This is a genomic window from Bradyrhizobium sp. 27S5 (assembly GCF_037217225.1).
In the GTDB taxonomy this organism is placed as follows: domain Bacteria; phylum Pseudomonadota; class Alphaproteobacteria; order Rhizobiales; family Xanthobacteraceae; genus Bradyrhizobium; species Bradyrhizobium septentrionale.
Genome location: NZ_CP147714.1, coordinates 1,342,821 through 1,359,623 on the forward strand (window position 1 = coordinate 1,342,821; position 16,803 = coordinate 1,359,623).

Genomic DNA, 16,803 nt, shown 5'->3' on the forward strand with positions numbered 1-16,803 from the left:
TTCGACGAAGTGAGCTTTCCCTGGAAGTCCGTCGCGCAGCCGATTTAGCATCCGTTGCTGGCGATCGCTGAGGTCGCTCGTGGCATGCTTTTCCCAGAACGCTGCCTTCTGCAAGACGCTACCGATGATCGTCTCAGCGCCGTCGAAAGCCCGACCCAGGCAACCGAGAAACCACTCGAGCCAATTGATGATGTCGAGCGTGCCACGTCGGGTTCGCTCAAGGATGTCGTAGTAGGCTTGCGCTCCTTCCGGATTTGCCTGGACATGCTGTAGAAGCGCCGCGTGCTTTGTTCGGAACGCACGAGTGCCAAATCGGCGATCGCACGCCCTATTCGTCCGGTGCCGTCCTCGAAGGAATGGATGGTCACAAACCGCAGATGCGCAAGTGCAGCCGTGATAACAGGGGCCTGGCCTTGCTCGGTGTTGAACCAGTCCAGAAACGCCTTTATCTCGGTCTGAAGCCGCTTGGCAGCCGGCGCTTCAAGGTGAACACGTTCGCGGCCGAGGGTCCCCGACACCACCTGTATTGGGCCTGCCTGTTCGGTGCGCCAGCGGATTATTCCGATCATCGTTCTATCGCCACAAGCTCGCCATGGCCAAGGCCGCTTCCAGTCGGCTTCGCGGAGTTCGAGATTCGAGGTCGCTGCTTCGCCTGCGCCGGCTGCCGACGAAGCCTTTACGGCTTCGGCCGTATCGGCCCTCGCGACCGCGTAGGTCACATATCGAAGCCCGCTGTCGTCTTTGACGACGCCAAAGTATCCGTCCTGCCGCCATCAGTTTGTCCGAATTCACGACAGGCGGACTTCACGTCCCTTGCCTGATGTGACCTCCCAACAACGGAAGGTTGCAATTGGCGGCGACCGGAGCGGTCAGTCCGTAAAATCACAGGCTCCTCTTCCATCCGTGCGGCGGATTGCGCTAGTCTGCGACCTGGAGGGAACAGGCCGTGGCGACCAGCTTTGAGCGGATCGACGCTTTCGCACGGCCTGCGATCCTGCCGCGCCTCCGCCATGTGCAGGCATGGCGCCGCGTCCGGCTGCAGCGCCTCCTATCTGATCCCAACATCGCACAGAATGATCCGGGAAGGCTCAAGTCCATCAAAGCCGCACAAAATTGCATGGCCGTCTCCGTGCGCGTCAAAGCCATCCTTACCGGGATCATCGATCGCTAGGGGCGCCGGGAGCGGCGCGGTGTCGAGTGCGCGAGCAATCACCGCATGCGCCGCCTCGTGATATGCGGTGATCTCGCGCTCTTCTAACACTTCGACCGCTTGATTTCCGGAAATTGACAGCGGGACCGTCGACCGAGATTGCTGGGCGTAGCTTTGACGCGCGCATCCGCGTGATGGCGGAGAGCTTCCGTTCTGGATGCAGCCGCGGTGTTGGCCTACTCGCTTCAAGCTTTGCCAGCGCGGCAAGTACGGTGCCGGTTGCGAGTTAGCCTTCAGACCATCTCCTCAGCGCCTCTATGGCGTTCTCCAAAGCCTTTTCATAGCATACTCTCCACGGGCGGCCTGCGGAAAAGCGCGCGGGCGGGTGGAAGGGCCACCCGCGCTAGTTTGCGCTTCGAAGAGGCTTTGCTGTCCCATGGAGGTTGCGCGAGCATATGAGCAGCCGAGCCATACATGCGTCAGCAACCAGCGTGCCAAACCATCGTACCGGCATTCCGCTTGAACAGAGACAAAACGCTGCGCTTTCAACCCGCGGTCCCCGAACAGCTGTTTGCGCCTCGATTGCAGTTCCCCACATGCATGTCATCGACCGGACACAGCTGAGCGAGCTCAGACGTGCAGGGATGCAACGGGGCCACGCAGCGCCGATGACGGTTAATCCAGGTCTTTCATCGTGTCGAAACTGGCAGCAAAACGTGCCTGCGCTGCCGATGCTTGCGGGGGCGCCACGATCGACATGAAGCCGCTGTAAATAGGGCCGGGTGCAAACATCACGACGTTCGCAAGTCGGAAAGAGAACAAAACCCACACAAAACAATGCGAACTCTGGGCCATTTTTTGGCACGAAGAATGCAGACCTTGGATATGCCCAGGGGCGCCCTCCCCTGGACATGGCCACCATCGCAGCTTGAGGCCGTGGCTGGCCACTTGAAGTTAGCGGCGCGTGATATCGACGAGGGACAGTGCCTGTGCATGACACACGCGGGCACCTGCGTCACGTCGCCGCTAACTTCTGTCCGCCGCCAACAGCGCATCAATGGTTGGTCCGCTTAGCATGGACGTGTCGATAAGAAGGCACCCGCGATTCGCACAGAGCATTCCGCACATTCTCGACACTTCGCGCGTCATAACGGATGACCCTCGCGTTCCTCTTCGACGTCTGGAAGACGCTGCACCGCCATTGATCAACGGAACGGGTCGACGACTATGGGACGTGTGAACGACAAGGTCATTCTGGTGACCGGCGGGGCTCGCGGAATGGGGGCAGCTAATGCGCGCCTGCTGGTGGCTGAGGGGGCCAGGGTCGTGATCACTGATATTCTTCATACAGAAGGAGAGGCTCTCGCGGCTCAACTTGGCAATTCGACCATCTATATGCCTCAGGACGTTACCCAGCCGAAGCAGTGGGCCGAGGCGGTCGCAAGCGCCGAAGGGCGCTTCGGCGCGCTCCACGGGCTGGTCAACAACGCCGCGATCGCCAACATAGCCCCTATTGAGCAGTTCTCGCTCGATCAGTGGAACAAGACCCTTGCCGTCAATCTAACCGGCGTATTCCTCGGGATGCAGGCAGCCCTACCGGCCATCCGGCGCGCGGGCGGAGGTTCGATCGTCAACGTCTCGTCCGTCGAGGGGCTGCGGGGCAGTGCCGGACTCCACGCCTATGTCGCTTCGAAGTTCGGCGTGCGGGGCATAACCAAGTCCGCTGCACTGGAAGCCGCGGCCTCGGGAGTTCGCATCAACTCGATCCATCCCGGCTTCATTGCCACCCCGATGACCGAGAGCTTCGAGTCCTCCCTTTTCCCCGTTCCACTCGGGCGGGCAGCCGAGCCGCAGGAAGTATCGCAGGTCGTCTTGTTCCTCCTCAGCGACGAGTCCAGCTACCTTACCGGTTCGGAGGTCGTCATCGATGGAGGTCTGACGGTCGGCGTCCCGCGCAAATGCCTGGCGCCCGAGAACCTCTTTTGATTAACCTGACTGAATGTCCAATCTAGTCGGATAGAATGTTGCGATGTACTACGGTAGCGGAAATTACGAAGCCTTTGCCCGCCCTCGCAAACCCGAAGGTGTGGACAACAAGACTGCGTGGTTCGTCGGTGCGGGCCTGGCGGCGCTTTCCTGTGCGGCCTTCCTGATCCGCGATGGCCATATGCGTGGCGACCGGATCACCATCCTCGAACGGCTGAAGATACCGGGTGGGGCTCTCGACGGTAACCAAGACCTAGGAAGGGGCTTCGTGGTCCGGGGAGGCCGCGAGATGGAGGATCATTTCGAGTGCCTATGGGACTTGTTCCGGTCGATCCCTTCGCTGGAAACTGAAGGTGCCAGCGTGCTCGACGAATTCTACTGGTTGAACAAGGATGATCCGAACTACTCGCTGCAACGGGCGACGGTGAACCAGGGACAGGACGCGCACACCGACGGCCTTTTCACTCTGAGCGAAAAGGCGGAAAAGGAATTGATCGCCGTCTTTCTTGCCTCCCGTGAGGAGATGGAGAACAGTCGTATCGACGAAGTGTTCGGGAAAGAGTTTTTCAGCAGCAATTTTTGGCTCTTTTGGCGGACGATGTTCGCCTTTGCGGAGTGGCATTCTGCCCTGGAGATGAAGCTTTATCTGGATCGGTTCATCCATCATATCGGGGGCCTGCCGGATTTCAGCGCGCTGAAGTTTACCAGGTACAATCAGTATGAATCGCTGGTTCTACCGTTGTGCAAATGGCTGTTGGAGCAGGGCGTCAACTTCCGCTACGACGTCGAAGTCACTGATGTCGATTTCGACATAAAGGCGGGATGCAAGCAGGCCACGGCTATCCACTGGCTGGAGGGCGGCGTCGCCGGCGGCATCGGCCTTGGCGCCGACGATCTTGTATTCATGACGATCGGGTCGCTCACCGAAAACTCGGACAAGGCAGACCATCACACGCCCTCCAGGCTCGACGAAGGCCCGGCGCCTGCTTGGGATCTGTGGCGGCGTATTGCGGCCAAGGACGCGGCGTTCGGCCGCCCGGATGTCTTCGGCGGCAATATTCCTGCAACCAAATGGCAATCGGCGACGATCACGACTCTAGATGCGCGCATTCCAGCCTATATCCGCAAGATCGCCAAACGCGATCCGTTCAGCGGCAAGGTCGTCACGGGAGGGATCGTCACGGCGAAGGATTCGAACTGGCTGCTCAGTTGGACTGTAAACCGTCAACCGCATTTCAAGTACCAGCCCAGTAATCAGATCGTCGTCTGGGTCTACTCACTTTTCGTCGACGAGCCTGGCGACTACGTGAACAAGCCGATGCAAGATTGCACGGGCGAGGAAATCACGCAGGAATGGTTGCATCACCTCGGCGTGCCGGTCGAGGACATACCGGACTCGCCGCGATGGCCGCAAAAACTGTGCCGGTGATGATGCCCTACGTCACCTCTCTCTTCATGCCGCGGCAGGCGGGTGATCGACCAAATGTTGTGCCCAAAGGCGCTATCAATTTTGCCTTCATCGGCCAGTTTGCTGAGTCGGCGGAGCGCGATTGCGTCTTCACGACCGAATACTCAGTGCGCACGGCGATGGAGGCCGTCTACACGCTCCTCAACGTCGAACGTGGTGCGCCAGAGGTGTTCAATTCGACCTATGATATCCGCAAGCTGCTTGCGGCAATCGGCAGACTGCGCGACGGCAAGGAAATCCGAATTCCCGGTCCGGCGTTCTTGCGCGACCTAATGCTGAAGAATATCGGCGCTACCGAACCCGGCAAGACTGCTCAGTGAGGGCTTTGTGCGTTCGCCTGTCTTGTGCAGCTGGAGAGCTCGTTCTCCACGGCCCGTACGAGTGTGAATTGCAAGGCGCAAGCCCTTCGTCGAGTGTCGAAGGCGACACACGCGAAGGCGGAACTGTTCTCGGGCCGCAATTCATAACATGGCTGGTAATGGAAGCCGCAACAATCGTGCCCGCACATAATGCTGGCGCCGACCGTCTGCTTGACACTCGCGTTCGATGTGCCACCTGAGCTCCAAATCGACCAGGTGGCTGAAGGAGGTTTTCTCAGGACGCGCCGAGATGCAGTATCCATAACGTCGCCGGTCGGGGACGTGCAGCCCCGGCTGCGGATAAAGCAGAGTGCGGTCGGGGCCTCATTTCTCAAGCTTAGTGGGTTCCTTGCCTTACCGCAGAGGATGGCGATGGTTTGAGATGATCCAATATTTTCGAGCCTTCGCTGAACGACTTCGACCAGAATCTCTCCGCGAGGTCCAGATGGCACTTCAGTAGCTCTGAGGGAGTTTTAGAGTCGGCAAGATTTCTCAGAAAGCTTGCTTGTTCGTGCAGAGAGGAAGCAGCCAAACTTAATCCATCCTTTAATGCCGCGGCGTACAGGTGCCTTGTCGATTCGATCGATTTTTGCCATTCCGGAAAAATTGACGGAATGCGTGATGCCGCTGCTGCAGGTTCTCCAGCGCCATCGGCTGCGGCGCCGGTCAGTTGGGTCAGTCCGGGCTCTGGACGTGGCCGCCGTTCGCGTTTCTCGTCTTCGGTTGTATTCGCGTTCATTCGACGTCTCCTAGCCTAAAAGAGGATTTGTAACACCTGAGTTGTTCGCTGCTCAGTTCCGATCATCAACCTTCAGAAGGTACCACACCCTCCAACATGTCATACCTACCTCTTTTGGTACGGTGTGATCGCGCCGCAAATTGCGCATTCTAGGCGCCACTTGCTGGAATGTTCACCCATCCCCGGTTCAGAGGCTGAGAATCGCGGCAACCTCGTTGAGGACGAGCGCTGACTGCGTAGATCGACGGTGCCGCCAAAGGTGGTGCGGTCGCACGTCGATGCGCTTTGCCGTGATTGCGGCTGGCATTGGCCGCCATCACGCTCGCATCCATCGCGATGGCGCGGGAACGATAACCTGCCGTTTGGGCGGGGCGGCTCACGGGTATGGCGCGGACGCTTGGTTGATGTTGGGGGCGACGCCCGGCCGTTCAATCCGAACGACGCCGTCCATGTCGATATCCTGGATTCTCGAAGTCGGGATCGAGCAGGCGAAGCCCCGTGGCGAGGTCATCAACGTCCGTCTCCCCATCCGGCTCTCGGAATCGGCCATCTGCATATTCCGTTTCGCGATTGCGCATGCATTCGGTTTGCCTGTCGCGAGCGCGCGGCGCTTTTGCCTGCCACTTTCTCCTTTGGAGCGTCACGATGTGTAGCAGGCTATACTAAAAGCTCAGTCCAGTCTCGTAAAACCGCCGCTCGACCCGCGCCGCAGGAAACTGAGGCTTTTCCGGCGAGGTGTGTTGTGGGCATGGCGAGATACTCCTTTGTCAGTGAGCTAAGAACGGTCTGAACTGGGCGCTCATCGTACCCCGTAGGTCAAGGTGCACACCGCGCAAAGATCGGCGCAGGCAGCGATGCCGTCGGCTGTGCTGCCGATCGATAGTGATGCTGTGGCTGATGAAGGGGCGCGCACAGCTTGGGTCCGCCAGGTAGGCCCATACTGGCCCGCGGCGTTGCGGCCGGAGAGCAATATCAGCTACGCTGACGCCCGAGGCCTTTCACGTCTTGAGGCAAACGGGCTCGCGCGTTGACCTTGACGCCCCGCGGCGAGGTAAATCTGGGCCGTCGCGCTCGCGGTTAGTCAATATAGTTGAGGTTAACCGCGCTATGATATTGACGTTGCGCCCCTATGCTTGATCCATTGCACCGGAAACTGCACACCCGGCCCACCGGAGAGGTGGAAGTGTCCTTCCAGCTGACCGTCCTGAAAGTGCTGGCCGGCCAATCTGCCGGGCTGGCCTCCGTTGCCGACATAAGGCACGCCGTTGAAATCCTGATGAACAGCGGCCGTGACTGGACCGATCGCATGAAGCGGCTGGCCGAACGCGCACCTGATCTGAATATCTTCGCGGCCGGGTTTGTCTTTCGCGATACTCTTGGCTGGGAAATCACGGAAGAGGGCCGGCAATTCCTCTCCGCGCTCGAAAAGGCCGTCGCCGATCAGAGCGAGCGGCCTCGATCAACCATCGATCCCCCATCCAGCGAAGTCACCGCGCAACCGGTCATGGATGCGGCAAAATCACTTATTCCTCCCCATAGTCACCGTCAAAGGTCGCGGCGTCGCCGCGGGAAAGGCGGGTCTAATCGACGTAGAGCATGACGCGGCGCAGCTTTAACTTGTCACGCGGCCTCTGGCCGAACCGCGTGCCGATATTTTGCAGCGAAGTTTCTAAGAGTGTGTCGTGTCAACTTCCTGACAGTGGTCTCAAGCTGACAATCGAACCTGCTACGCACAATTCGAGCAACTTGCTGTGAACAGTGCCTCAAGTCGTTCTGGCAAAGGTCCACCTGCGCCGGAGATCGACAGTCCGAGGCTTTGAGGATTGTAGTCATCTGCAGATCGGAGACCGTACGTAAATGACCATTGAGCCGATCGAGGATAATTTGCGGCTTGAAGAGGAATCGAGGCGACGAGACGAGATCAAAGTCAAGCTCCTTCGCGCGCGATCGGATGTGGCCAGGTACCAAGCAGAATTGACAGAGCTCGAGCAAACGCCGAAGCGTGAAGACGGCTCATCGATCTGCTCTGGGACACTTCAGCGCACGTGCGCAGGAGGTCGGAGAGCATAACGTGCGACCACGTCAATTGGAGCCTGTCTTGGATCCCGCTAACCTGCGAGCGGATGCTGGGGGCAGCGTCCGACCGAGCGACAGCTGGAAGTAGGCTGCCAACCGGGTCTTCGCAACAGGGGCTTGGCTTGGTGCAATGGCTGAGCGGTGTAGAGCGCAAGAATTCGCGCACAAGTGCAAGTGGCGAGAAGCCAAGCCACGAACGCTCACGCGCGTGACAAGTGTTGGGATCAGCCGTTTTGACCGGCTCATCTTTGTTCGCTCACAAGCAAGGTGCTGTCGCCGGGTTGCAAGGTTCACGCCTCCTCTGCGTCTTATAAATGTCATCTTGCCCATGCCAGTGAGCCGCGCTACGGCCGATCCAGCCAGCGCTCAGCTTCACACAAAGCATGCTGCAAGGATGCGGGCGGCAAAGCTCGAGGTAGTCGATGACAAAGCGTTTCCGCAACTGGGGCTTATTGTCCTTCGTTGCTTTCATGGCTTTCTGCCCTGTGGCCAAGGCGCAGGACCGCCGCATTGTTGCCGAACCTGTTGCACCTCACACGGTCTGCGACCGCCCAGTGCCGTCTGGCACAAACGATACGGCCAGGTTGCAAGACGCCATCGACCATTGCCCCGCCGGCGCGGCGGTCTATCTGGGCCGCGGCCAGTACTTCTCGGGCCCGCTCGGGATGAAATCAGGCGTCACCTTATGGATCGGACGTGGCGCCACGCTTGTTGCCATAGCCGAACCAGCTCTCTATGACAAAGGCTGGCGCCATTGTGGACGGATCGCAGGCAAGGGCGATGGTTGCCGTCCGTTCATCAGCTTTTCCGAGACGCGTGGCGGCGGCATTTATGGCGACGGTACCATCGATGGCCAGGGTGGAGCAGCGATGGCCGGCAGCACCGAAACTTGGTGGCAGTTGGCCCGCCGCGCCCAGACTGAGAGCGGCAATCAGAACGCCCCGCGTTTGATCCAGATCGATCAGGCGCAGGACATCACGTTCTATGGTGTCACGCTACGCAATGCGCCCAATTTCCACGTCGTGATGAACAGGGTCGAAGGTGCCACCTTTTGGGGGCTCACGATCGATGCGTCGGCCGAGGCCCGCAACACCGACGGCATCGACCCTGGCGCCAGCCAGGATGTGACCATCACCCGCAGCTTTATCCGCACTGGAGACGATAACGTGGCCATCAAAGCCGGCGACAATGGCCCAAGCCGTCATATCTCCATCATCGACAATTACTTCGGCTGGGGACATGGAATGTCGATCGGCAGCGAAGTGAACTCCGGCGCCAGCGACATATTGGTGCGCGACCTGACGCTGGATGGCACGACATCCGGCCTGCGCATCAAGAGCGATGTCAGTCGAGGCGGCTTGGTGGAGCGAGTGACTTATGAGAACGTGTGTCTGCGCGGCAACCGATGGCCGATCGCCTTCGATACAAAGTACAATCCACACGCACAAGGCTTCAGCATTCCAGTCTATCGCCAGATCGCTCTCCGCCATGTGCGCGGCGACAACGGTACGCTGCTGATGCGCGGTGTAGACGGCAAGCATGCACTTGACGTGACGCTGGAGGATGTTCGGTTTGCCGAGTCTGCGACTTGGCGGCTGGAAAACGCCAATGTAACCGCCGATCATTCTGAAGTGTCGCCGCCGCTGCCCGGCTGGGCGGGAGAGAGGGGGCCGGGCGGGTGGGAGCAATGTGCAAAGGCCTTCCGGAACTAGTTAATGCGTAACCACAACAACTTCGTGTCCGGCGGGTCAGGTTTCGTGTCAATGCGGTTGAGATTGAGTGGCGTTGCGCCCCGGGTCGTTTCATAGCGCTCACGTTCTTGCCAAGCTTTCCGACAAGCCTTGTCGCGGTCAGCCGCTCTGGAAATCGCGCCCGGCGGCATACTCGCTGCGTTGGCAAGGTTCGGCTGCTGTTGCGCTGCGGCTGTTTGTATCGATCATCGAGCGCGCAGCGGATCGGATGGAGAAGGTCACATGCGAATGATCGCGCTATCCGCTGCGGCTCTCGCGGAATGTTGCTCTATCTCGGCAGCCGATACTCAGTTGCTTTTTGTGTCGCACGCCGGAGAGACGGCCTATCACTCCGTGCAGGCAGCCATTGACGCACTGCCACCGCAAGGCGGGGATATCCAGATCAAGCCTGGCATCTATCGCGAAAAGGTCAAAGTCCTCAAACCTGGTGTTCATCTCAAAGGTACCGGCAAAAAGCCGGATGATACGATCATCGTGTACGGCGATGGCGCAATCAACGTGGGAGGGACAGCCCGTTCTGCGACGCTCAACGCCTCGGGCGATGACTTCCGGCTCGACAATCTGACGGTCCAAAACGACTATTCCCTCAAGGGGGACAATCCAGCTTCGCAGGCCGTGGCTCTATCGGTGACCGGCGACCGGGACGCAATCATCCATGTTCGCCTGCTTGGCGCCCAGGATACATTGTTCGCCGGTAAGGGCCCTAACGGTCGAATGTCGCGGCAGTACTTCTCTGATTGCTACATCGAGGGGCATGTCGACTTCGTTTTTGGCAATGCGAAGGCCTATTTCAGGCGCTGTGAGTTGCACGGCATCGCAAATCAAGCAGTTGTGTATACGGCGCAGAGCAAAAGAGCGCCGGGCGAGGACAGTGCCTTTGTGTTCGATCAGTGCAGGCTGACTGCCGAGCCTGGTGCGCGCTATGTTGCGCTTGGCCGCGCTTGGCGCCCCTATGCCACAGTGATCTTCCTGTCGACGAAGATCGATGCGCCGGTCATTGCGGAAGGCTGGCGCGAATGGGCCCCCGGCAAGACGGATACGTTCAGGACGGCCTACTATGCCGAATACAAATCCTCCAGCATCGGGGCCAATCCCGCAGGCCGCGAGCCTCATTCTCATCAATTGACTGACAGCGAAGCCGCGAAATGGTCGCTGAAAGCGTTCTTCGGGGGCGCGACAGATTGGCTGTCCAGCAAACCTTCAAGATAAAAATTAGACGAACGCTCGGGAAGTGGAGGGTTTTCAAACCCTTTGACCCGAGCCTCGTTGCGCTCGGGCGGCTCGTCCACAGCAACTCGCATTCGGGCAGGGGGGGCCATCGTAGCGCGCCAGATTCTTGTTGCCTCCTTTAAGAAGGAAAGCAAAGCGATCGACATTGCCGGCTGCGAATTCCTAATTCTTGTCAGCTTTCGAAAGCTGAATCCCGTATTCTCCAGAATCCAACGGCCGCCGAACGGCTGCCGCTTGCGGCCTTGTAAGGCGTGCGGATTGCGCAAGCCCTGTACCATCGCAAGGAGAACGGATGGATCCAACCGACCCCTTCTTCAATTCGGGCGCTTGAATCGAGGAGTACGCCGCGCAACAGGCGCGAGCAGGCAACGCAAGCCAGCAAAGCAACTTTGAGCGGCGGATGGAGGATTTGCAGGTTGATTCGACGGTGGGGACCCCCGCAAGCTCGCCTTCGCCGGATCGGGCTGTCGCAGAGGGCCGTGGACGGATCAGCCGAGGCGATATCGGCGGTTCGATGCGGATGCCGCCACACCTTGGTTCTAGAGGCGGCGCGCTCAGCGGTGGGCGGGCGAGCGTGGACATTCCCCGCTTTCAGCTTGAAGCTTCGCCCTAGCGCCGCAGTCCAGTTTGCGGGATGACCCGTTCAGCAGCGAACGCTACAGCTTGCCGGACTCAGACGCTGCGGTTCACGCCAAGAGCGGAAAAATCCGCGGACTGTGGTCACGCATCAGATCGGGGGCGGCAAAGCCCTTGGCGGGAGCGGGAGTAAAAAACCCTCGCGAGACGCGGGGCAGTCAGAGGTTTCTTCAACGAAGCTTCGCATTCATTACGCGAGGCAGCCGGCCGGACGCGCGGGGTCGACGCGGCGGACGAGGCGCTCATCAAAGAGTTAGCGGCAGGCAATCTCAGCGAAGGCAACATCAAAAATGCGGCGACCGACCCGCGCCATTTGAGCGAGCGCGTGCGTGAGAACGGCAGGCGCGATTGGCTCGCTTTTCGAATTCGTCTGGCGCAGGAGGCGCAGCGCTGCCAGGAACGCGGGAGAACCATCGTCAGCAGCTGGATCGCGACCGTGGATTTACGGATACCATGGACCTACCAGCCATGCCCCTGCCGTCGACGGCTTCGCCTGTCTGTCCCATCATCCACGGCACGAGGTGCGTACGGCCGGCGACGACATAGAAAAAGATGCCGATCGGCGGCAGCCTGAGGCCAATCCTCAAATCCTGACCGAAACCGCCGCGCGACAGGTAGAGCGGAAAGGTCTGGCAGACCAGAATCGAGTCCAAGCTTAGTCGACACATAAATTCCCACCCAATTGCTTGATTCACGATGATCGTAGCCGAGTCTCGCGCCGATTGAAGCCGGTGCCCGGATCTCGTTGAGAGATCATAACTATGCTCGTGCGAACGCGAGCATGCTTGTGACCTAGTTCGCGGTGGTCATGGTTACTTCATAATCGCTTCGGCCTCTGCACGAAACGCGTGGCGCGAGCCATCTCGTGAATAGAACATGTGACCGCCTGGAAAGACGACGAGTTTGACGCGCGGTGCTGAGGCAAATGGCGGCAATTGGTCGAGCACGATCTGTGATCCGAGATAAGGCGTGACGAGGTCAAACAGCCGTGCCCGACTAGCAATTGCATCTTCGGGTCCGTTGCGAGAATCTGGCGCAGCTCCGACAGCGACTCCGGAGGCCCGCGGCCGAAATCCCAAGCCTGCCCGACCGCGCCGTTGACTAGCTCATAGGAGCCGTCCGGCCGCCAGTTTAGCTTGCGCGTAAGGAGATCGACAGTGGCGCTGCTGAGAGGTGCGAGCAGCGTGTCGCTGGAGGGATCGCCGGAAAGATGGAAATCCGAGTCCGGATACGGATCGAGCCCACGCACTGAGGCGTCATAATTGCCGATTAACTTGCCGTTCTTGCGATCGAACTCACGGCGAAGCTCGGCGAGCTCAAACCGGCCCGCGAGCCTGCGACTCACCGCCTGATCGATGCCGGTCAGCGCCGCGACCTTGTCGGCCAGACGCGTGGTCGCTTCCTTGTCCGCCTTTGATGAGGTCGACCAGAAACTCTCCGCGTGCATAAGCTTCCACGTCGGCGAGATCGGCTCGCTTTACCGGACCCTCGGCTTCACGCAGGGGCGCGAGCAGGGTCGCGACATAGCTCGGCAGTGTTGCGATGTATTGCAGCAGGCAAGTGCGGGCATACTGGCCGTAGTCGAAGAGTGGCGAGACCATTATAAGGCCCTTGACGCCTATGCCCTGCCGCATCTGCAACTGGTGCACAACCTTTGGCCCGAGAATACCCCCATAGCTTTCACCCACGATGAATTTCGGCGACAACAGCCGGTCATGCTTTTCGAGCCAGCGGCGGACCACCAGCGCGAGCGCGTTGACGTCGCCGTCAACGGAAAAGAGCCGCTTGCGCACATCATCGCCGGTCCCCACGAAACGGCTATAGCTTGTGCCCACGGGGTCGAGAAACACCAAATCGGTGAAATCTAGCCAAGTCTCCGCGTTTGGCCTCACCTCCGGAAAAGTGGATGGCGTGACCTCGTCAGCATTGATCGGTAGCCGCCACGGTCCGGCATTGCCAACTGCAGCCTGGCCGATGATGAGCCCGGTCCGCCGTTGAAGAAGAACGTTACCGGGCGCGTGCCGCGATCGGCGCCGTCAAGCTGATAGGACGTATAGGCGATGTCGGCCTCCGGTTCACCCTTCTCGTCGAACAGGCGGATGGAGCCGCCCGTCGCGATGAAAGAGAGCGTCCGCCCAGGGAGATCAAGCGTTTGCCTGGTGCTGGAGTCCGGCGGCAGGCGATGCTGCTCGGCCGCCGACGGCGTACTTCGGCGCTTGGCCGGCGTGTTCGCCGGGGGCGCCCTTCTGGCCGGCCGGCGTCGTGGCATTGGCGCGCGGTGGCAGATCGTCTGCCCGCACGCTCCCCATGATCCCGCAAGCAAACAGGATCAACGCAAGAGAGGTGCTGCGCAGTGCGGTCGACGACATAGAGGTTCTCCTGTGCAAGGCTTGCTCTGTTGGTGCGCGAGGCGTGTCTGTCAAAAACGATCTAGTCACTAGCTCATGCGGGGGAACAACAAACCTACCAGAGTCAGCAGTTGCCACCGTCGGCGGGTGCAGAATGCCCGACCATCGCCAATCGCCCGGTTGGCGGTTCGACCCCTGATCAGCTCAACGCGCTCGGCCTTCACGGCATGGCCAACGCCCTTCGTCGACATCGCCAAGCTGCGGCAGCAGGCCGCCGTCGAGGACATCGACTATCGCACTCCGCGCGGTCTGGACCGCAGCCTTCTGGCAATGCTGGTCGAAGGCGGCTGGACCGCCCACCACACCAACCTGCCGATCTGCGGCCCCCCGGCGTCGAGAGCCTGCGGCGAACCCGCAAGCCCGGCCGAAAGGCCTGAGCGAGTGGCTCCGTGGACATGCCGCCGCGCGTGGACAACGCGAAGGGCGTTGCCCACCTGCCCACAGCAGGAGCAGCAAAAAAACCAAATCCTTCGAGCCGCGATTCTAGATTGACCTCGCGGCTTCGCCGATACCACAAACCAAACAGCCAGAACGCCTCGCGCCCCGGGCGATGGGCGAGATCATCTCGGAATCCTGGGCGAGATCAAATCGGTACAGCCAGGCGAAATCATCGGAATCGCAATCGAGAAGTTCGCTGTCGCATGCTCCATGAAAAGGTAGGAGCAAAACGAGGCTTGCGATGATCTAGAAGAATATCAACGTAGACACCAATAGGTCGAGGGCGTGCTCCGTTTGGGGCGTGTGTGTGATGCTCGTCGGGTTATGGATGTATGACAGGCCGATGCTCGCATATATTCCGGGCGCGAGATACGCAGTGTATGTTCCCGTGATTGCTGTTGTATCGCGATGCACGAGCTCGCCCTTGGCCAAAGCAGCATCCACCGCAAACTTGCTCCAGACGGTGTTGGTGGCAACGAGAGCCATCAGATCACTGGGCCGACTATCAAAAGGTCCCTTCGCATAAAGGCGAAGCTCGTAGTACTGGCTGATTCTGTTGAGGTCGGGCGGTGCTCCCATGAGAGAGAATCCGCCATAGATACCACGAGATGGTGCCCCCTGGACGTCACTCTGCCAGAGCTGCCGGTCCGCGGCGATGTAGTGAAAACTATTGCCGCTATGCCTTTGCCGGTCCGGGTCCGCTACATTCTTGTAGCGGCTGTTGCTGAAACCAGCGCCTGCCCGCAACCACGTGTCAGGCACACCGGGAGCCGCCTTACTCTTGTAGCCAATCTCGTCGATGAAAAGAATGCCCGCGTTTGCTGTGCTCCAGTTCACGCCGCTGGGATTCTCGGTTACATGCGCATAGGGTCCATCTGGACTGATTGAGCGCTGCACGGAGACTTTGTTGTACCAGCGATCATCGAAATTGTACTTCAGGTTGAGGGCGGGGGTCGGCGCCGCGTTGGTGCTCATCCCTGCTTGGAAAAGGGCGAACATGTTTGATCCTGAAATTCCTCCGAACAATGTGCCGGTGAATTCGTTCTGATTTCTAAGATAGCCAAACTTGAGTTCGAGTGTCCTGTCGAGGAAAGTTTGGTAGTAAGCGAGCGTGTTGAGTCCTACTCGATCAGGCCCCGGGCGCTTCCATGTCCAGTATTGCTGCTCGGCCCCCACGGCAATTTGACCATCAGCAATACCGAAGCGGCTGAGATCGTAGGTGACGATCATGAAGTTCGCCGTGGCAAATGTCGGATTCTGTCCCATATAGAGCTGGTTTGCGAAGCTGCTTCTGGCTGCATTCGGCAGCTGGTTGTCTGCAAAGCTGTTGTGCGTCCAGCCGATATACCCGATGCCGATGTCCGCCAGCGCCGATCTGGCGCCGCCCTTGTCCTGATCTATCGTATCGGAAGGCCCAGGTATGGCGAGCCACAACCCCTTTTCTCGTAGATTGTCGAAACGCGCGAAAGGGTCGATCGCCGCTTGTGTTCTCGTCTGGGTAGCCCGATCGGCACCGCCGCTCTTTTTGAGAGGCATGCTGGGACCATTTGCCGGCGCCGCGGCACGGGGTCCGGATGCCTTACTGATCAAGCGGATGGAGAGCCTTGTCTTCCGATCGGGAGCGGTGCTGCGGCTTCTTTTGGTGACCTGATCTGCAGTATCTCTGTTGAGATCAAGCTCGTTAGCGGCTTTTGCCAGAACTGAATTGCCGACCAGACAAGCCGCCAGCGGAAGTGCGACAACCCGGCCCCGTCGCTTCGAGCTGTATGCAAGTGCCGCCGTAGCCGAAGATGTTCGAGACGTTATCGCCGAAACAATGCGATCGCGCATAATGTACTTCGCGTCCCTATCTGCGAGCCGTGAATGGATCGAGCTTCGGCCTGATTGCCCGAGAAGCGGACTTCCCAGCCTTTGGAGTCTGAAGGCTATGGTGACCTCTAAAAGCAAAAGGTGTCGTATGTCCCCAGCGGGACCGGCTTTAACCGTCCCGAACCTCGTCACCCGGGGAGGGCGAGGCTGATCTGGCCTGCACGTAGCTTGTGCATCATGCGTGGCGCCGAGCGCGAGCGGCGTGCTGGCTCGATGAGGTGATGATGACGAACGAGCTTCAGCTGTCCTTGCCAGCAAGACATCGCGAGCGACCGTGCTCCGTGATGCCGCAGAGGAGTCTTATGGTGCCGAACATCGTGCTTGAAGACGTCATTCTCGACGAAATGGTAGTCACCGAAAAGCAACCCCGCCGGTGACGAGGGCAGGCATCATGAAGCTTTGTTGGCATCTCGGTCACCGAAAGACGAGGCAATCGACGGGCACGAGGTCTGGAAAATGTTGCCGTCTGTGCCCCCGGCGATCGTGGCAGAGTGTTCTGCGAGCTGGCGCAGGAGAACGGAGAAAATAGCATTAGAGCAGCTTTAATCGCTGCCGCAGGGCAGTTGGCGAATCCGTCAGCTCCATTAGCGCGGCCAGATCTATGGTGCATTCCAAGTTCCTTGACAAATGACCCGTGGGGCGTTCGATGGCCACGCTTGCCAGCTGTCCATCGTCTCGATCAACCTGCCGAGA

General features: G+C 59.5%; 9 protein-coding genes and 2 pseudogenes. 7 read left to right on the top strand and 4 right to left on the bottom strand.

Going from position 1 to position 16,803, the window contains the following annotated elements; genetic code table 11:
• Positions 1-44: 44 nt before the first annotated feature.
• Entirely contained in the window at positions 45-569 is a 525-nt protein-coding gene (locus WDM24_RS06480; protein ID WP_338696078.1) for a Fic family protein, read from the bottom strand.
• Between the two features lie 377 nt (positions 570-946).
• Between WDM24_RS06480 and WDM24_RS06485 the strand changes: the two genes are divergently transcribed.
• The 3 genes and pseudogenes from WDM24_RS06485 to WDM24_RS06495 all read left to right on the top strand — a co-directional run bounded on the left by WDM24_RS06485 (position 947) and on the right by WDM24_RS06495 (position 4,924).
• Positions 947-1,171 carry a hypothetical protein gene (locus WDM24_RS06485; protein WP_166071942.1) on the top strand — a complete coding sequence of 75 codons (225 nt, stop codon included), beginning with the start codon at positions 947-949 and terminating at the stop codon, positions 1,169-1,171.
• Between the two features lie 1,206 nt (positions 1,172-2,377).
• Positions 2,378-3,136 (top strand): glucose 1-dehydrogenase, encoded by a 759-nt coding sequence (locus WDM24_RS06490; protein ID WP_166071941.1) that lies wholly within the window; start codon positions 2,378-2,380, stop codon positions 3,134-3,136.
• Between the two features lie 43 nt (positions 3,137-3,179).
• Positions 3,180-4,924, top strand: a pseudogene (locus tag WDM24_RS06495) (oleate hydratase).
• A 376-nt stretch (positions 4,925-5,300) separates the two neighbouring features.
• Here WDM24_RS06495 and WDM24_RS06500 read toward each other — a convergent pair.
• Positions 5,301-5,702 (bottom strand): hypothetical protein, encoded by a 402-nt coding sequence (locus WDM24_RS06500; protein ID WP_338696081.1) that lies wholly within the window; start codon positions 5,700-5,702, stop codon positions 5,301-5,303.
• 449 nt (positions 5,703-6,151) lie between these two features.
• Here WDM24_RS06500 and WDM24_RS06505 point away from each other — a divergent pair, with 449 nt between their 5' ends.
• From WDM24_RS06505 to WDM24_RS06520, 4 genes are all read left to right on the top strand, one after another.
• A complete protein-coding gene (locus WDM24_RS06505; RefSeq protein WP_173643994.1) occupies positions 6,152-6,355 on the top strand; it encodes a hypothetical protein in 204 nt (67 codons plus the stop codon).
• Between the two features lie 530 nt (positions 6,356-6,885).
• Positions 6,886-7,302: a hypothetical protein gene (locus WDM24_RS06510; RefSeq protein WP_338696085.1), complete on the top strand. Its 417-nt coding sequence runs from the start codon at positions 6,886-6,888 to the stop codon at positions 7,300-7,302.
• Between the two features lie 898 nt (positions 7,303-8,200).
• Positions 8,201-9,490 carry a glycoside hydrolase family 28 protein gene (locus WDM24_RS06515; RefSeq protein WP_338696087.1) on the top strand — a complete coding sequence of 430 codons (1,290 nt, stop codon included), beginning with the start codon at positions 8,201-8,203 and terminating at the stop codon, positions 9,488-9,490.
• Between the two features lie 261 nt (positions 9,491-9,751).
• On the top strand, positions 9,752-10,738 hold the full coding sequence (locus tag WDM24_RS06520) for a pectinesterase family protein (protein WP_338696089.1): 987 nt from the start codon (positions 9,752-9,754) through the stop codon (positions 10,736-10,738).
• A 1,469-nt stretch (positions 10,739-12,207) separates the two neighbouring features.
• Here WDM24_RS06520 and WDM24_RS06525 read toward each other — a convergent pair.
• Positions 12,208-13,704 (bottom strand): annotated as a pseudogene (locus WDM24_RS06525) (S10 family peptidase).
• Positions 13,705-14,487: 783 nt separating this feature from the next.
• The gene (locus tag WDM24_RS06530) at positions 14,488-16,071 is read right to left on the bottom strand and encodes a carbohydrate porin (protein ID WP_338823094.1); all 1,584 of its coding nucleotides are present in this window, start codon (positions 16,069-16,071) and stop codon (positions 14,488-14,490) included.
• Positions 16,072-16,803: the final 732 nt, after the last annotated feature.